Source organism: Novosphingobium sp. B-7, from assembly GCF_000410615.1.
GTDB lineage: Bacteria > Pseudomonadota > Alphaproteobacteria > Sphingomonadales > Sphingomonadaceae > Novosphingobium > Novosphingobium capsulatum.
In genome coordinates this window covers 27,992-45,657 of the sequence record NZ_KE148521.1, presented here as the reverse complement: position 1 = coordinate 45,657, position 17,666 = coordinate 27,992, and the positions used below count along the sequence as shown (strand labels likewise).

Here is a 17,666-nt window from a genome sequence, read left to right as displayed (position 1 = left end):
CTGTCAGAGCGGCGCATCCCACGCCGCGACGGGCGTGATCGCCAGGTCCGTGATGCGATCATCCGCCGTTGTCGCCAGCATCACATCGACAATTCCGTTGGCAAAGCGCGCACGATAGCGCCAGGCCGGACCGCCGCAGGCACTGGTGTGCGCGAAGGGAGCGAGCGCCTCCAGCCGGCCAAGCGGCGCTACCACCCCGGCATATTGCCCCACCATCTCCTTGAGATCGAGCGCGGCATAGTGGGCGAAGGCAGCCGGCTCCACGCGGTTTTCCGCAATGGCGCCCAGCACTTTGCGCACCCGCGCGGTCATCGCCGCCCCCGGTGCGGTCGCCCGGTCGGGCAGCGGCTCTGCCTTTGGCCGGGCCAGCGCCGGCACGGTCAGCGCGGCAATCTGGCGTGCCAGCGTCTCGGCGTCGGCGCCCTCGCCGTTGGCGAGTACCGCCACGGTCAGTCCTTGCGCACCATAGCGGATGGCAAATGTCTGGAAACCCTGCCAACTGCCGCCATGCCACCAGGTGCGCCCATCGACATACCAGCCCAGGCCATAGCCACAGGTTGCGCCACCGGGCAGGCGTGCGGCCTCGCCCATTTGCGCCCACGACCGCGGCGACAGCACGGCGCCCCGACTCATCGCCCCGGCCCAGGCGGCATAGTCCAACGCCGAAAGGTAAAGCGAGCCATCGGCGGTGGAATTGGCTGCGGCAGAGATCCATTCGGCGTTGCGCAGCTGTCCGTCGCGGCGCTCGTAGCCGGCGGCGCGGCCAGGGATGATCGCCAGTTCGTCGATCCCACGCGCACGCGTCATGCCCGCAGGGGCAAAGACTTCTTGGGCAAGGTAGGCGGCATAGGGCCGCCCGGTGATCCGCCGGATCGCCTGACCCAGCACCACGTAATCGACATAGCCAAACCGCCAGCGCGTGCCGGCGGCGAAGTTGAGATCTTCGTGCGCGATGATGTCGAGCATCTGCGCATCGGTATATTCGACGCGGAAATCACCGTTGGGCGTCGCCGGCAACCCGGAGGTGTGGGACAGCATCTGCCGCACTGTGACAGGCTGCCAGCGCGCGGGCAGTTCGGGCAGGATTGCCCGGATCGATCCGTCAAGATCGAGGCGGCCCTGTTCGGCCAGCCGCAGCACGCCGGCCGCGGTGAACTGCATGCCCAGCGCCCCGGTCTTGAACAGCGTATCGGCATGCACTGGCACGCCATGTTCAAGGTTGGCAATACCGAAGCCCTCGACGCGCAGCGGTACTCCGTCCTTGACGATGGCGATGGCGATGCCGGGCACGTCGGCACGCGCGCGTTCGGCCTCCACCGCGCGCGCCACCGGGTCGTCGGCGGTCGGAGGGGTGGCGAACGTCTCGGCACGGCTTGGCCGGACGATCGCCAACGCCGCAACCGCCGCGACCAGCACCAGCAGCGCCGGGACGGTGGGAGAGTGCGTCTTGAAACGAACGGGCCTTTGCCCGCGAAACAGGGTCCGGTTCATGCTGCCCACGATGCCCGCGGGCCACGGCGGGCCCAATGGCGCAATCGGCCTCGAACGCGGCGAATGCGGCCGCGCCCGATCTGGTGGCCATGCCGTGTCGTTTCAGTGTACCTGGGCCGCAGTGGCCGCGATCGGGTGATACTCGGGCGCAGGGGCGGCGTTGTCCCAGATGCCCTGCGATCGGGTGGGGCGATCGACCACCAGACTCGCGCCCAGGTTAGCATTGCCCAGCGTGCGCACCTGGAACAGCGCCTCGAACCCGCCGCCACACCCGATCCGTCCCCGCCGCAGGCCGCGTAGCCGCCCTGTATCGGTGGCAAGATCCGCCATCTCGCGCAGGCCTGGATCGCGCAGCGCGGCGATCACCAGCACGGTATTACCCGCCGGGCCGGGCAGGCAGGCAAGGTAGCCATAATCGCGCCGTGCGATGCGTTGGTCGCGCAGTTCCAATCCGTCGCTGTGATAGGGCCTGCCGCCCTGCGCATCGACCAAGCTGTCGAGCCCGGCATCAAGGCGAAAGCCCGAGGCCTGCGTCAGCGGATCGCGCAGCAGCGCGCCAATGCCGCTCAACTGCCCGACATAGACCACGTCGGAAACCTTGAGCACGTCGGGCGTCAGCTGCGAGGCAGCGATCAGGCGGATCGGGCGCTGGGCGAAGGCCGGGTCGCGCAGCAACGCCGCACGGATCGTGGCCGCTGCCGTCATCGTCGCGCTGGTAACATAGTGCTGATCGCGGTCTGTCACGGCGCTGGCAGTCTGGGGGTTGAGCATCTGGAAAATAATCAGATCCTCGCGCGTGGGGACGGCGCGATCCCAAACCAAGCGCGCCGGCATGCCCGAAGCGGGGGTTTCGGCGAAGAAGTAATAGTCTCCCATCACCACGGTGATCGGTCGCGATGCCCCGGCCAACGCCGACCATGGCGCGGTGCCGTCGAGCCTGTCACCCGCCCCGCGCTGCCAGCGCACCACCAGCGCGCTGCCCAGCACGAGAGCGACCACGGCCAGGACGGCGACGAGGGCTATCACCCAGGGTCGCGTCGGGCCGGTGCCGGGCGGTACAACCGGCGGCTGTGCGGTGATCGCGCCTTGATGCTGTGCAGGCGTTGCGGCATCGACCAACATCAGGCGATAGGTGCCTACCGGCAAGTGCAGCCTAGGGCCCGGCTCGTGGGCAAACTCGGTCTCGATCAGACGACGCAGACGGTGGACATAGACCCGCACGTTGGCGTCGGGGCGATGCGCTGCACTGCGTCCATCGGCAAAGACCTCCGCGGCAATCTGCGCCTCGGACGGGGCGGCGGCATCGCGTGCCCGCGCCGCCAGATGGTCGAACAGCGCAAGCAGCTTGTCCGATCGGCTGCGTTCGAGTGCATCGCGCATCCGTGCCACCGCCACGCCGAAGCCGGTATCGCTGCCGTCATCGACGGCATCTTCGCGCCCACCGTTGGGCGGCGCTGCTGGCGAATCGGATGGCATATCTGGGGGCGGAATCGCTGGCACAGGCCTCTCAAAAAATGCAACAATGCATGCTTAAATACGCATGTTGTTTCGATTTGGAAATAACTTCGCGCGAATTCTGGAGTCCATTGCGCGCCGGTCATACCGATCCGCCAGCCCCAGAATGCAGTGCTTGTAACGGTTTCACAACAGTAATCCCGTCGCGCGAGCCGTCACTGTCCGCCAGCGTTGCATTACCGGTTGCACGGTTGCCGAAACGCGGGCTGACAAGGGCTGAACCAGCCAAATGCACACCGCCGCCCGGCAGCCCCGCCCAGCGCCCAGACGCCACACAAGAGGAGCTTACCCATGACCCGGATCAGCAAGACGGCCGCCGCTCTCGTCGGCATCGTCACTCTGGCCCTCGCCACCCCGGCTGTTGCCCACCATTCCTTCGCGATGTTCGACCAGACCCGGATCGATACCAAGCGCGGCGCCACCGTTGCCGAGTTTCGCTTTACCAACCCGCATTCCTTCGTGGTGGTCAATGTCAACGAGGGCGGCGCCGTCACGCGCTATGCGCTCGAATGCAGCAGCGTGAACATGATGAGCAAGGTCGGCTGGAAGTTCAACACGCTCAAGACCGGCGACAAGGTGGACATCGCCTTCTACCCGCTTCGCAATGGCAAGCCCGGCGGCATGCTCAAGACCATCAAGGTCGCCGACGGGCGCACGCTGAGCGGCTGGTAAGGCCGGCGCGGCTGTCGAGACGACCACAGCGCCCATACCAAAAATGCCAACGACGCGGCGCGTGTAATGCGCCGCGCAGGGAGATCACGATGCACCTGCGCCCCTCCATCCTATTGGCCGCCTGCGCCGCCGCGCTGATCGCCGGCAGTGCCACTGCGGCACCGGCCCATGCAAGCCGCCCTGCTCCGGCAAAACCTGCCGCCGCCAACGCGCAGCCCGACATCAGCGGCGTGTGGGAGCTCTATCCCGATCCCTTCGCCGGCGACGAGAACACGTTCCGTGAATTGCCGGTGCCCGGCGACGGGCCGAAACTGCGCGAACCCTATGCCAGCCAATGGAAGGCCCAGCGCGCCAAGCGCGATGCCGCACTCAAGGCGGGCAAGCCGCTGGTCGATCCCAGCACCCAGTGCCTGCCCGAAGGCATGCCGGCAATCATGGGCGCGATCTTTCCGCTCGAAATTCTCCAGACGCCGGGCCGGGTCACCGTGCTCGCCGAATTTCTCACCCAGACCCGGCGCATCTACCTTGGCCGCCAACAGCCCGCGCTCGATGACATCAATCCCTCGTTCTACGGTCTTGCCACCGGCCGCTGGGAGGGTGACACACTTGTCGTGACCACGCGTGGGGTGAAGGAGGACGTGCGGTTCTTCGAGATCCCGCACAGTGCCGAGATGACGATCACCGAGCGCATCCGTCGCACTGGTCCGAATCTCATGGAAGACCAGATCACCATCGATGATCCCAAGATGCTGATCGAGCCCTATCGCTTCACCTATGGGTACAAGCGCAACCCCACCTACGAAATGCAGGAATACTTCTGCGACCGCGAGGACCCGCTGTTCAAGGTGACCAGCGACGGCACGGTCGAGATGAAAGACACCGACGAAATCAAGTAGGCCGTCGCGGGTCTGCACCGCCGGGCCGGTCGCGCGCGGCTGGCCCGGATTTCCATGGCGGAGGAGCCCAAAACGATGAGTGACCGGCGCACGTTCCTGCAAGGATCGCTGGCTAGCCTGGCCACCGGCATGGCCGGCCTGCCCACGCCGGCCAGTGCGAACCCGGCGCACCGCCAGGTCATCGGCGCGGTACGGCGCGAGGACACGATCGTGCGCCTCGGTGGCCTGGGCGACGGCTACAAGATGACGCTGTGTCCTGACGGCACGCAGCTTGTTGTGGTCAATGATGGGCCGGGCTGGAACAACCCGCCCACCACCTTCTACAACACCCGGCTGTGGACCGTTACGGGCAACCCGCCCGCGCCGCGCTTCGCCATGATGCCGGGCTATCCCGATCTCGATCGCGACGCCCGGCCCGACGCGCCACGCTATTATGGCCACGGCGTGATCCAGGTCGGGCAGCGAATCTATCAGTTCGTCGCCACGCACGATGCCGCCCGGGATCGCCCGCAGCGCTGGCGCGGGGCCAAGCTGATCCTGTCGGACGACGGCGGCACAACCTGGCGGAACCGCGACGGCACTACCCCCGTGGTGTGGGAGGACTGGGCCGAGCAGCGACGCGGGCCCTTCACTTTTTTCGACGAGCCCGACGGAGCGCTTTCGCTGCTGACCTTCCTCCAGCAGATGCGCGGGCAGCCCCCCGCTCCCGGTGGTTGGCTCATGCTCTATGGGCTCGATGGCAACACCGATGGGCGGATGAACCATCTGCTATTGCTGCGCGTGCCAGTCGATGCCGTGACCGATCGCGCGGCCTACCGCTTCTTTGCGGGTCGGGACGCCATGGGCCAGCCGATCTGGTCGGCCGACATTGCCGCACGCCGCCCGGTGCACCGCTTTCCGCCCGGCTGGGTCAACCATGCCAACCTCTTCCCCGGCGACCTCGTGGTCGAAAGCTGGCTGCCCAGCGTAGTCTACAACGCCCCACTCGGGGTCTACATGATGGCGAGCGCGGGCATTGGCGTGGGGGCCGACGGAACAGAATTCGGCAGGTCCAGCTATTTCGGGCTGTGGGTATCCCCCTCACCCTGGGGACCATGGCGCCAGATCCACGAGGAAGCAGCCTGGTGCCCAGGCGGAGACCAGCACGCACGCGCCTATGCCCCGCAGATCGCGCCGGGATGGATCGCAGCCGATGGGCGCTCTTTCTGGCTGGTTTGGTCAGACCTTCGCGGCATCCGCGCCTTTGGGCATGACGAGGCGTTGCTCGATGCCGCCCTTGCCAAGGCCAGTACACCTGCCGAGCGCGCCACGATCGAGACCCGCTTCCTGCAACAGTACATGCCAGGCTTCTCGTTCAACGCCCAACGCGTCGATCTGCGCCTCGCCCCAGCCTGACGGCGGCGGTCGTGCACATCGCACCGATTGACCTGCTCTCCATATAAATGTATGCACATGCATATATATGGAGAGCAGGAATGGCCGAGCGTTCGTTTGCACGTGAAGTGGAGCATCTGCGGCTGGGGGCGGGCGAGGAATTTCGTGGGGAAGCGATCCTCGCGATTACCAAGGGCCTGCTCCAGGCGGGCGTAGCCTATGTTGGCGGCTATCAGGGCTCGCCGATCTCTCACCTCATGGACGTCCTCGCCGATGCGCAGGACATCCTTGGCGAGTTGGGCGTGAACTTCCAAAGCTCGGCCAACGAATCCACCGCTGCGGCCATGCTCTCGGCCTCGGTGATGTACCCCTTGCGCGGCGCGGTGGCGTGGAAATCGACCGTCGGCACCAACGTCGCGTCCGACGCGCTCGCCAACCTGGCCTCAGGCGGCGTCACTGGCGGAGCCATGGTCATCATCGGTGAGGACTACGGCGAAGGTTCCTCGATCATGCAGGAACGCACCCACGCATTCGCGATGAAATCGCAAATGTGGCTGCTCGACCCGCGCCCCGACCATGCCTGCATCGTCGACCTGATCGAGAAGGGCTTCCAACTGTCCGAGGCATCGAACACCCCGGTCATGCTCGAGGTACGCGTGCGCACGTGCCACATGCATGGTGCCTTTGTGTGCAAGGACAACGTGGCCCCCGCCTTCACGCTCGAGGATGCGCTCGCCCATCCCCAGCGCGATCTCGACCGGATCGTGCTGCCTCCGGCGGCCTATGCCCACGAACACGAGAAGATCGCGCAGCGCCTGCCAGCCGCGATCGCGTTTGTGCGCAACAACCGCCTCAACGAGTGGTTCGGCCCTGAGGACGATTCAGACGGGGCGCCGACGGTGGGGATCGTGCTGCAAGGTGGCATGTACAACAACGTGATCCGCGCACTGCAGTACCTCGGGCTTTCCGATGCCTATGGCAACACGCGGGTGCCGCTCTACGTACTCAACGTCACCTATCCACTGATAGACAGCGAAATCGTTGCCTTTGCCAATGGCAAGAAGGCGATCCTGATGGTCGAGGAGGGGCAGCCCGACTATCTCGAGCAGGCGGTCAACACCATCGCCAATCGCCAAGGCCTGACCACCCGCGTGCGCGGCAAGGACGTGCTGCCGATGGCAGGGGACTATTCGGTGCAGGCGATCCTTGCGGGCATTGACGCATTCCTTGCAACCGAGGCGCCACGCCTGCTGGGCAATCGCCCGCCGTTGCCCGATGCACGTCCTGCCCTCGACCTGCCGGTCGTGGCCCGCTTGCGCGAGACGGTGCCGGCGCGTCCGCCAGGATTGTGCACCGGCTGCCCGGAGCGACCCATCTTCGCCGCGATGAAGCTGGTCGACCAGGAACGCGGCGCGCACCACGTTTCGGCCGATATCGGCTGCCACCTTTTCTCGATCCTGCCGCCATTCAACATCGGCAACACCACGATGGGGTTCGGCCTCGGCGGCGCCTCGGCCGCAGCGTTCGGACGCAAGACCACGGGCAAGCGTTCGATCGCGGTGATGGGAGACGGCGGCTTCTGGCACAACGGCTTGACAAGCGGGATCGGCAACGCGGTGTTCAACAAGCACGACGGCGTGTTCCTGATCGTCGACAACTTCTATTCCTCGGCCACCGGGGGGCAGGACATCCTCTCGTCGCGCGCCAGCAACGCCAGCCGCAAGACCAACAACCCGATCGCCAAAGCCGTCGCGGGCATTGGCGCCACGTGGATACGCGAGGTCGATCGCACCTACGACGTCGGCCGGATGAAGGCGGTACTCACCGAGGCGCTGACCACCCCGGAGGAAGGCCCCAAGGTCATCATCGCCAGTTCCGAATGCATGCTCAACAAGCAGCGCCGGGTGAAGCCGCAGGTGGCCAAGGCGATCAAAAGTGGCACGCGCGTGGTCAAGGAGCGCTTCGGCGTCGATGAGGACATATGCACCGGCGACCACGCCTGCATACGCCTGTCTGGCTGCCCATCGCTGTCGGTCAAACAGCTGGACGACCCGCTGCGCGATGATCCGGTGGTGACGATCGACAACACGTGTGTGGGCTGTGGCAACTGCGGCGAAGTGTCCGAGGCGGCGGTGCTGTGCCCCTCGTTCTATCGCGCCGACGTGATCCACAACCCAACCTGGTGGGACCGCGCCCGCGCGCGTGTCGCCATGGGCCTTATCACCTACCTCCAGGCGCGCCGCGACCGTGCGCGTCCCCTTGCCGGAGCCGCATGATGCCGACCGAAATTCTGCGCCTGCCGCTTGCCCCCGCCGGTGAGGCCACCGAACGCCCCATCTCCATCGCCATCGTTGCCATGGGCGGCCAGGGCGGTGGCGTGCTGACGGGCTGGATTGTCGCGCTGGCCGAGGCGGCGGCCTGGGTGGCGCAATCCACCTCGGTGCCCGGTGTGGCGCAGCGCACCGGCGCCACGATCTATTATGTCGAGATGATGCCTATGCGTGGCGGTCGCAAGCCGGTGCTGGCGCAGATGCCCACGCCGGGCGATGTCGACGTGGTGCTGGCGTCGGAATTCATGGAGGCGGGCCGCTCGATCCTGCGCGGCATCGTCACGCCGGGGCGCACCACGCTGATCGCCTCGGACCACCGCGCGCTGTCGATCGGCGAGAAAAGCGCGCCGGGCGACGGCATCGCCGACAGCGGCGTGGTCCACGAGGCGATCGGTGCCACCACGCGTGCGCGCATCGTCTTCGACATGAACGCGCTCGCCCTCGCCAACGGCAGCGTCATTTCCTCCGCGCTGTTCGGTGCGCTGGCGGGCAGCGGCGTACTGCCCTTCGCGCGCGAGGCCTATCACGCGGTGATTGCCGCCGATGGCAAGGGCGTGGCCGCCTCGATCCGCACGTTCGATGCAGCGTTTGCGCGCGCGGCCGGGGAAGAGACACCGTCCCCACCTTTGGCAGTCGCCAGCCCCGAACCCGCGCCCGTTGACGCGCACCGCGGCCCGCTTGCGTCACGGCTGATCGAGCGGCTGCCTCCCGGCGTTCACGCGATGGCGCGCGCCGGCCTCGCCAAGGTGGTGGACTTCCAGGACCCCGCCTATGGACGCGAATATTGCGGGCTGCTCGAGCAGATCCACACGGTGGACCTTGCCGCCGGAGGAGCAGAGCGCGACCATGCCTTCACCCGCGAAGCGGCCAAATATCTCGCCCAGGCCATGGCCTATGATGACATCGTGCGCGTCGCCGATCTCAAGACACGCAGTGGCCGCCATGCCCGCATCGCCGCCGAAGCGAATGCCGCGCCAGGCACGCTGCTCCACACCACCGAATACATGCACCCGCGGCTGGAAGAGGTCGCCGGCATCCTGCCAGCCCCGCTGGCCGACTGGCTGACGCGCCGCCCCCGGCTCTTCCGCGCGATCGACCGGCGCATCAGCAAGGGCCGGCGCGTGCGCACCTATTCGGTCGGGTGGTTCCTTACGCTCTATGCGGTCGCCGGCCTCAGGCGGCTGCGACGCAGCTCGCTGCGCCACCGTCAGGAAGTGGCGCACCGCGACGCGTGGCTGGCGCTGGCCACGCGGCTGGTGACAATCGACTACGCACTGGGGGTCGAGGTGCTGCGCTGCCGCCGCCTGGTAAAAGGCTATTCCGACACCCACGCGCGCGGACTGTCCAAGTTTGACCGCGTGATCGCCACGATCGAGACCCTCGCCGGGCGCGATGATGCAGCCGACTGGGCCCGCCGCCTGCGTGAGACCGCGGTGCGCGATGGCGAGGACAAGGATCTCGACGGGCTGATCCGCACGATCGCCTCGTTCATGGGAGCTGCCGTAGCGGCATGAGCCGGCTTGCCTGCGCCGCCCGGGTCGCGATAATAACCGGCGACCATGACCAAAGCGCCCGCCCATTCAACCCCTGCCCGATCTGTAGCGCTCGGCCGGATCGCTGTGGCGCTGACATGAGCCTTCCCACCCGCCCCGAAGACCTCGAGGCCAATCTTGGCTATGCGATCAACCGGCTCGCCAACCTGGGCCAGGCCGCACAGGCCCGGCGTCTGGCTGCCAGCGGGCTTAGCCTTGTGCTGGTGCGTACGCTCTCGGTGCTGCACATCGAGGACGGCCTCACCATCAACGAAATCGCCGCGCGCACCTTTGCCGACCAGTCCACCGCCAGCCGCACAGTAGAGGCGATGGTCGCGGCGGGCCTGGTCGAGCGGCGCACCCCGCCGGGCGACCAGCGCCGGCGCGAGATCGTGCTTACCGCCGCCGGCCGCGCCGCACTCGTGGCGGCTTGGCCGCGCATGGAAGAGCATACCGCAACCCTGGCGCGAAACATCCCCGCGGCCGACCTCGAAACATGCCGCCGCGTGCTCGCTGCGATGACCGCCAACCTGCGCAGCGAGGACTGAGCGGCCAGCAACCGCCCGCGCCTGTCCCTACGCCTCTTAATCCCGGCGCAGGAAGCGACCCGGTGAAACCCCCGTCCATTCCTTGAACGCGCGCGAGAAAGCGGCGGTATCGGCGTAGCCGAGCTGTTCGGCCGCTACGGTCAACGAGATACCCGACTTGCCCAGCATCGTCTGCGCGCGGGCCTGGCGGGCTTGTTGCAGCAGGTCGCGGAACGAGGTGCCTTCCTCGGCCAGGCGGCGACGCAGCGAGCGTTCCGACAGCTTCATCTCCGCCGCAACCGACGCGCAATCGACGTGGGTTCGGCCCAGCCAGCGCCCAATGATGTCGCGCGTCAACTCAACGAAACTTTCTGCCGGGGTCGCCTCGGGGCCCATCAAAGCCAGCAAGTGCCATTCGAGGATGGTGCGCAGCTTGCGGTCCTCGGCGGGCACGGCGCTCGGCAGCGGGCGATCAAGGTCTTCGTTGCGCAGCACCAGCGCATTGGTCACCTGGTTGCCACTCACCGGTACGCGAAAGGCCTGCGCCAGCGCGGCCTCGCGTCCTGTCACCGCGTGCTCCAGGTGCACCGCAACGGGTGTCCACCGCGCGTGGGTGAGCTGGCGGATGAGAGTCACGTAGCTTGCCAGGGCAAACTCGGCATCCTGCACGCGCGGCCAGATCGCCGAGTCCTCGATGCGGTAGCTATAGGTGGTGGTCTCGGCGTCGCGGCGGCTATCGAACAGCGTGCGCGTCTGCAGGCGCGACTGGAACAACACGAGGTAATCGAGCGCGCCGCGCAACGAGCCGGCCGCGCGCAGCAGCGCGTAGAACGGGCCAAGGTCGGCAAGCCCAAAGGCCGCGCCCATCGCCAGCCCCAGCGCCGGCCGATCGAAGCGCGCGGCCGCCGCCTCGAGCAGGGCAACATAGCGGTGCAAAGGCACGGTTTCGTAGGGTGTCTCAAGCTGGGCGCGGAACATGCCGTGTTCGCGCAGCAGCGGGTCGATGCGCTTGCCCACATCCTCCAGCGCGGCGAACAGCGCCGTCAGGAACAGCAGGCGGATGGTGGCCTGGCCAGCGCGGCCGGCGATGTCAGGCGGAAGGCCTGCAGCGGCATGATCGGCCGCAAGGCCGGACGGGGGAAGATCGGGGTCTGCCATCACGGGGCGCATGTGTGTGGCCGATTCTGCAATGCGTCAATCCCCGCCTGCAATTGTCGCAAGGCCCGCGCTCGACCAGACCGTCAGCATCCTGGCGCACCACGCCGGCACCCAAGCAAACGATGGGAAATCTGCGTGCCTGACCTGCCCACCGACACCCTCACCGAGGCGGCCGCCCTATCCGCCACGCCAGCTCTGCCGCGTGTCGATTTCCTCTATCTGTCCGAACCCGACATGATCCGCGCCGGGGTGACCGACATGCCCGCCTGCGTCGATGCGATGGAGGAGATGTTCCACCTGCTGCACCATGGCGACTATCGCATGGCCGGTGGCAACAACAACCAGCACGGCGCGGTGATCGTCTTTCCCGAGGATTCGCCCTTTCCCGCGATGCCCAAGCCCACCACCGACCGCCGCTTCATGGCGATGCCGGCCTATCTTGGCGGCCGCTTCGGCACGGCGGGGATGAAATGGTATGGCTCCAACATCGCCAACCGCGACAAGGGCCTGCCGCGCTCGATCCTCACGTTCGTGCTCAATGATGCCGATACCGGCGCCCCGCTGGCCTACATGTCGGCCAACCTGCTCTCGGCCTACCGCACCGGTGCGATCCCCGGCGTCGGCGCGCGCCACCTCGCCCGGCCGGATTCGCGCATGGTCGGCATCGTCGGGCCCGGCGTGATGGCACGCACTTCGCTCGAGGCGTTCATGGCCACCTGCCCGGCAATCGACACGGTCAAGATCAAGGGGCGCGGCGAGGCCAACCTGGCGGCATTCCGCACCTGGGCCGAGGCGCGCTTCCCGCAGCTTTCGGTGCGTGTGGTCGCCACCGATGAAGAAGTCGTGCGAGAGTCCGACATCGCGACGTTCTGCGCCTCGGTGCCGACCGGCGATCCCGCCCGCTATCCCACAGTGCGGCGCGAATGGGTCAGCCCGGGCACGTTCCTGTCGATGCCCGCGCCGTGCAGCATCGATGCCGGCATGGAAGCGCCCGATATCCGCAAGGTGCTCGATTTCACCGGGCTTTACGAGGCTTACCGCGAGGAACTGCCGCGCCCGATGCACCGCATCATCCCGGCGGTAGGCGTGCGCTGGTTCGACCTCGTCGATGAAGGCCGGGTCGCGGCCACGTCGCTCGAAGATCTCAGCGCGATCGTAGCAGGCGCAGCGCCCGGCCGACGCGATGCCGACGAAATCATCATGCTCTCCATCGGCGGCATGGCGGTGGAGGACGTGGCCTGGGGAACGCACGTCTATCGCCGCGCGCTGGCCCAGGGAATCGGCACGCGCCTGACCCTGTGGGACGAACCCGTCCTGCGCTGAGACCAGGCAGCGCTGAAAACCGCCGCCCCCCCTCTGAAATCCTCCTCCCGCGAAAGACATTCCATGCCCGACGTCATCAAGCTCAAGACCGGCAACAAGTTCGAGGAGCATGGCAGCTATTCCCGCCTCGTGGCCGTAGGCGATCTGATTTTCGTGTCCAACACCGCAGGACGCAACCCGCAGACCAAGGAAATCCCCGCGAACCTGGCCGATCAGACCAACCAGGTGCTCGACAACATCGCCGCCGCGCTCGCTGCGGTCGATGCCTGCCTCGAGGACGTGGTCGCCGCGCGGGTCTTCGTGCAGTTTCCCAAGGACGTGCTGGCAGTGATGACCGCCTATGGCGCGCGCATGCGCGGCATCAACCCTACGCTGACGATGACCTGCCCGCCGCTTGGCGCGGCTGAATACAAGGTGGAGATCGAGGTCACCGCCTGGCGCGGCGCGTCGAAGGGCGCGGTGCGCGAACTGCAGATCAGTCTCTGAACGGACCAACAGCGATGGGCCCCGCAATAACCCCCGTGACGACCTCGGAGCGCTTTCCCGGCAGCACATCGGTCGTGGTGATCGGCGGCGGTATCGTCGGCCTGTCCACCGCGCTGACTCTGGCCGAGCGCGGCGTGCCGGTGGTGGTGCTGGAGAAGGGCAGCATCGCCGGCGAGCAGTCGTCGCGCAACCTTGGTTGGGTGCGCAAGGTCATGCGCGCGGTGCCCGATCTGCCGATGGCCATCGCCGCCGAGCGGATGTGGCAGCAGATGCCCGCGCGCATCGGCGAGGATTGTGGCTTTCGTCAGGCCGGGATCACTTATGTCGCGCGGACCGATGCGGAATTGGCCGCCTACGAGGGCTGGCTCAAAGCCGTGCGCGGCGCGGGTCTGGACAGCCGGATGCTGACCGGGGCCGAAGTAGCGCAGGCGATCCCCGGCAGTACCGGGCGCTGGGCCGGCGGCATCGCGACCCCGTCCGACGCCCGCGCCGAACCGACGCTCGCATCCAGCGCGATCGCGCGCGCAGCCCTGGCGCACGGGGCCGTGATCGTGGAAAACTGCGCCGTGCGCACGCTGGAGACCAGTGCCGGTGCGGTGCGCGGCGTGGTGACCGAGCGTGGCGCGATTGCCTGCGACCATGTCGTGCTGGCAGGCGGCGTGTGGTCGCGCCGTTTCCTCGCCAATCATGGTGTGCGCCTGCTGACCTTGCCGCTGGTGGCGTCGGTGTTGCGCACCGCGCCGATGGACGGGCCGACCGACAGCGCGGTCGGCGCGGCTGACTTCTCGTTCCGCAAGCGGCTCGACGGGGGCTATACCATCACGCAGCGCGGCGCGCTGTTCGCACCGCTGACGCTCGACCACCTGCTGATCGGCATGAAGTACCTGCCCACGCTGATCGCGCAGTGGAAAAACCTGCGCCTATCGTTCGGGCGAGACTTCTTCGCCGATCTCGCCCTGCCCCGGCGCTGGCGCGCCGACGCCGTCTCGCCGTTCGAGCGGCTGCGCACGATCGATCCGCCGGTGAACCAGGCGCTCAACGCAGAAGCCATGCGCAACCTTGTTGCGGCATGGCCTGTCTTTGCCAACGCACGCGTGGCGCAGGAGTGGGGCGGGATGATCGATGTGACGCCGGACTCGCTGCCGGTGATCGACAATGTCGCGCAACTGCCCGGCCTGATACTGGCCACGGGCTTTTCAGGGCACGGCTTCGGCACCGGCCCAGCGGCGGGCCGCCTCGCCGCAGACCTCGCCATGGGCGAGACGCCGTTCCTCGATCCCACCCCCTACCGTCTCGAGCGATTCTGATGGCCAGCCCGCAACCCCGCACTCCGCACAGGACAACGCCGTGAGCAAAGAGACCGTATTTTCGCGCTTTTCCGCCGCGGCGACGCGCTGGTTCGACAAGCCCTTTCTCAACGTGCTGCCCGAAACGGCGCATATCTACGGCATCGCGGCTGGCGAGATCACCTACGCGACGATGCTCGATCGCGTGCTGCGCCGCCAGGTCGCGCTGGCCGCCGCCGGCTTCGGCACGAGCACGCGCGTGGGGCTGCTGCTCGACAACCGGCCCGACTTTATCGAGCTGTTCCTCGCAGCCAACAGCCTTGGCGCGTCGATCGTGCCGATCAACCCCGACTTGCGCCAGGCCGAACTCGAATATCTTATCGCACACTCGGGCATGAGCGCCGCGTTCGTCGTCCCCGGCCGCCATGCCGACGTTGCGCGCGCCGCGCTGGCGGTGGGCAGCGCGATGGTCCCCGTCACCCCCGACGCGCCCGTCCGTCCATTGCTGCCACTGGTGCAACTGCCGGCCGATCCCGATTCCGCGCGCGAGGCGGCGCTGCTCTATACCTCTGGCACGACCGGGCAACCCAAGGGCTGCGTTCTGCCCAACAGCTACTTCCTGCATTCGGGCGACTGGTATCGGGACACTGGCGGCCTCATCGCGCTGCACGCCGGCGCAGAGCGGATGCTTACACCGCTGCCCATGTTCCACATGAACGCCTTGGCCGTCTCGCTGATGGCGATGATCACGCTGGGCGGCTGCCTCACCGTGCTCGACCGCTTCCATCCCTCGACCTGGTGGGATTCGGTGCGGCGCAGCCGCGCCACCTGCCTGCACTACCTGGGCGTGATGCCGGCGATGCTGATGAAGGCACCCGATAGCCCGGCCGACCGCGAACATAGTGTGCGCTTCGGCTTCGGTGCCGGAGCTCCGGCGGCCCTGCACGGCGCGTTCGAGCAGCGCTTCGGCTTCCCGCTGATCGAGGCCTGGGCGATGACCGAGACGGGCAGCGGCGGCGTGATCAGCGCGCACCGCGAGCCGCGCAAGGTGGGCACCGCGTGCTTCGGCCGGCCCGATTCCAGCCTCGAGATCCGCATCGTCGACGACGCCGGCGACGATGTCGATATCGACGCACCAGGCGAACTGCTGGTGCGCCGCGCCGGGCCCGATCCCGCTTATGGGTTCTTCCGCGAATACCTCGCCAACCCTGCGGCCACTGCCGAGGCCTGGGCCGGGGGGTGGTTCCACACCGGCGATATCGTCGCGCGCGACGCCGACGGTGACCTGCATTTCGTCGATCGCAAGAAAAACGTGATCCGCCGCTCGGGGGAGAACATCGCGGCGGTGGAGGTCGAGACGATCCTTGCGCGCAATCCTCACGTGCGCCAGGTGGCGGTGGCCGCCACGCCCGACCCGGTTCGCGGCGACGAGGTGGCCGCGCTGATCGTGCTCGATGCCCCTGCCCGCGCCGGGACAGACAAGACCGAACAGCTGCCCACCGAGCACCTTGCACGCGATATCGCCACCTGGGCACTGGGTCAGATGGCCTACTACAAGGTGCCGGGCTGGATCGGCTTCGTCGATGCGCTGCCGCGCACGCCGACCGAAAAGATTCTGCGTGCCGCCCTCAAGGAGGAAGTGGGCGCGCACATGGCGCGTGGCGCGTTCTTCGATACCCGCGCGCTCAAGAGGCGGCAGGGATGAGCAGCTCCACCAAACGCTCGCGCATGGCCTACGACGGCGTGGTGGTGGCCGCCCCCATCACCGTGCCCTATCAGCGCTTTTCGAGCGAGCCGGCTCACGGCTGGGCCGGCGCGGCGCTGCGCGCGCTGGCGCGGGAAACAGCCCTCGGCCCGCGTGATCTCGACGGTTTCAGTTTCTCGAGTTTCTCGGCCGGCCCGGATACCGCCGTCGGCCTCGTCCAGCATCTCGGCCTCATGCCGCGCTGGCTCGACCATGTGCCCACAGGCGGGGCGAGCGGAGTCATGGCACTGCGCCGCGCCGCGCGCGCTGTGCAGTGCGGCGATGCCGCCATCGTCGCCTGCGTCGCGGCCGATACCAACCAGATCGACAGCTTCCGCCACACCCTCGCCACGTTTTCGCGCTTTTCGCAGGATGCTGTGTACCCCTATGGCTTTGGCGGCCCGAACGCGACGTTTGCGCTGATCACGCAGGCCTACATGCACGAACACGGCGTCACGCGCGCCGATTTCGGCCGCATCTGCCTCGCCCAGCGCGCCAATGCCGGCTCGAACCCACTGGCGTTGCAACGCAGCCCGCTCGACCTCGACACCTACCTCGCCGCGCGCCCGATCGCCGATCCGGTGCACCTGTTCGATTGCGTGATGCCCTGCGCCGGCGCCGAAGCCTTCGTCGTCACCACCCCGGAAATCGCTGCCGCGCGCGGCTGGCCGGCGGCGCGGATCATGACCACGATCGAGCGCCACAATGCCTATCCCGATGATCCGGTGCAGCGGCGTGGTGGCTGGGCGATGGATGTCGACGAGTTATGGGCGATGGCCGGGATCGGGCCCGGGGATATCGACTGCCTTCAGGCTTATGACGACTATCCGGTGATCGTGGCGATGCAACTGGAGGACCTCGGTTTCTGCCCGCCGGGCACGATTGCGCGCTTCCTGCGCGAGACGCACTTCGGCATCGACGGCACGCTGCCACTCAACACCAACGGCGGGCAGCTTTCCGCAGGGCAGGCGGGCGCTGCGGGCGGGTACCAGAACCTGACCGAGGGCCTGCGCCAGATTCTGCACTGCCCGCTCGGCGCGCAGGTGCCCGGTGCCCGGCGTGCGGCAATATCGGGCTTTGGGCTGGTCAATTATGATCGCGGCGTGTGCCCCGCCGCTGCCGTGATCGAGGCGCTATGACGACGCCGCGCAATCCGCTGCCGCCGCCCGCACCGCGCGATCCGCTGGCGCGGCCGCAATTGCATCCCGTACCGCCGGGCGCGCGCAGCCGCGCGATGCAGGCGATGGCCGCACGGGCCGCGCAGGGCCGCTTCGTACTTCAGGCCTGCACCGTATGCGGTACAGCAACCTATCCCCCACGCGACGCCTGCCC

The 17,666-nt window shown here is 67.6% G+C and carries 15 protein-coding genes; 12 read left to right on the top strand and 3 right to left on the bottom strand.

Annotation, left to right across the window (positions count from 1 at the left end):
* Window positions 1-3 precede the first annotated feature (3 nt).
* Both H926_RS0124355 and H926_RS0124345 read right to left on the bottom strand, forming a co-directional pair.
* The gene (locus tag H926_RS0124355; RefSeq protein ID WP_022678558.1) at window positions 4-1,491 is read right to left on the bottom strand and encodes a serine hydrolase; all 1,488 of its coding nucleotides are present in this window, start codon (window positions 1,489-1,491) and stop codon (window positions 4-6) included.
* A 102-nt stretch (window positions 1,492-1,593) separates the two neighbouring features.
* Window positions 1,594-2,967 (bottom strand): hypothetical protein, encoded by a 1,374-nt coding sequence (locus H926_RS0124345; protein WP_022678556.1) that lies wholly within the window; start codon window positions 2,965-2,967, stop codon window positions 1,594-1,596.
* Window positions 2,968-3,297: 330 nt separating this feature from the next.
* Between H926_RS0124345 and H926_RS0124340 the strand changes: the two genes are divergently transcribed.
* The 6 genes from H926_RS0124340 (at window position 3,298) to H926_RS0124315 (ending at window position 10,358) form a co-directional block, all read left to right on the top strand.
* Complete coding sequence (locus H926_RS0124340) at window positions 3,298-3,678, top strand: DUF6152 family protein (protein WP_022678555.1); 381 nt, start codon at window positions 3,298-3,300, stop codon at window positions 3,676-3,678.
* A gap of 89 nt (window positions 3,679-3,767) precedes the next feature.
* Window positions 3,768-4,574, top strand: coding sequence for a hypothetical protein (locus H926_RS0124335; RefSeq protein ID WP_022678554.1), 807 nt, complete (start codon window positions 3,768-3,770; stop codon window positions 4,572-4,574).
* Between the two features lie 75 nt (window positions 4,575-4,649).
* Complete coding sequence (locus H926_RS0124330; RefSeq protein WP_022678553.1) at window positions 4,650-5,969, top strand: DUF4185 domain-containing protein; 1,320 nt, start codon at window positions 4,650-4,652, stop codon at window positions 5,967-5,969.
* A gap of 80 nt (window positions 5,970-6,049) precedes the next feature.
* A complete protein-coding gene (locus tag H926_RS0124325; protein WP_022678552.1) occupies window positions 6,050-8,224 on the top strand; it encodes an indolepyruvate ferredoxin oxidoreductase subunit alpha in 2,175 nt (724 codons plus the stop codon).
* Entirely contained in the window at window positions 8,224-9,792 is a 1,569-nt protein-coding gene (locus H926_RS0124320) for an indolepyruvate oxidoreductase subunit beta family protein (RefSeq protein ID WP_028658464.1), read from the top strand. The genes H926_RS0124325 and H926_RS0124320 overlap by 1 nt, the downstream gene beginning before the upstream one ends.
* A 116-nt stretch (window positions 9,793-9,908) precedes the next feature.
* Entirely contained in the window at window positions 9,909-10,358 is a 450-nt protein-coding gene (locus H926_RS0124315) for a MarR family winged helix-turn-helix transcriptional regulator (protein ID WP_022678550.1), read from the top strand.
* Window positions 10,359-10,394: 36 nt separating this feature from the next.
* On the opposite strand, the gene H926_RS0124310 is transcribed toward H926_RS0124315, so the two are convergent.
* Entirely contained in the window at window positions 10,395-11,495 is a 1,101-nt protein-coding gene (locus H926_RS0124310; protein WP_082209352.1) for an AraC family transcriptional regulator, read from the bottom strand.
* 135 nt (window positions 11,496-11,630) lie between these two features.
* Here H926_RS0124310 and H926_RS0124305 point away from each other — a divergent pair, with 135 nt between their 5' ends.
* The 6 genes from H926_RS0124305 to H926_RS30515 form a co-directional block, all read left to right on the top strand.
* Window positions 11,631-12,818 carry a tyramine oxidase subunit B gene (locus H926_RS0124305; RefSeq protein ID WP_022678548.1) on the top strand — a complete coding sequence of 396 codons (1,188 nt, stop codon included), beginning with the start codon at window positions 11,631-11,633 and terminating at the stop codon, window positions 12,816-12,818.
* Between the two features lie 63 nt (window positions 12,819-12,881).
* Window positions 12,882-13,304 carry a Rid family hydrolase gene (locus H926_RS0124300; protein WP_022678547.1) on the top strand — a complete coding sequence of 141 codons (423 nt, stop codon included), beginning with the start codon at window positions 12,882-12,884 and terminating at the stop codon, window positions 13,302-13,304.
* Between the two features lie 35 nt (window positions 13,305-13,339).
* Window positions 13,340-14,611, top strand: coding sequence for an FAD-binding oxidoreductase (locus H926_RS0124295; protein ID WP_237741197.1), 1,272 nt, complete (start codon window positions 13,340-13,342; stop codon window positions 14,609-14,611).
* A 40-nt stretch (window positions 14,612-14,651) separates the two neighbouring features.
* Entirely contained in the window at window positions 14,652-16,295 is a 1,644-nt protein-coding gene (locus H926_RS0124290; RefSeq protein ID WP_022678545.1) for an AMP-binding protein, read from the top strand.
* A complete protein-coding gene (locus tag H926_RS0124285) occupies window positions 16,292-17,473 on the top strand; it encodes a thiolase family protein (protein ID WP_022678544.1) in 1,182 nt (393 codons plus the stop codon). Before H926_RS0124290 ends, H926_RS0124285 begins: the two co-directional genes overlap by 4 nt.
* Window positions 17,470-17,666: zinc ribbon domain-containing protein (locus tag H926_RS30515; protein WP_043611343.1), on the top strand; the 197-nt coding region annotated here is incomplete at its 3' end. The genes H926_RS0124285 and H926_RS30515, both read left to right, overlap by 4 nt.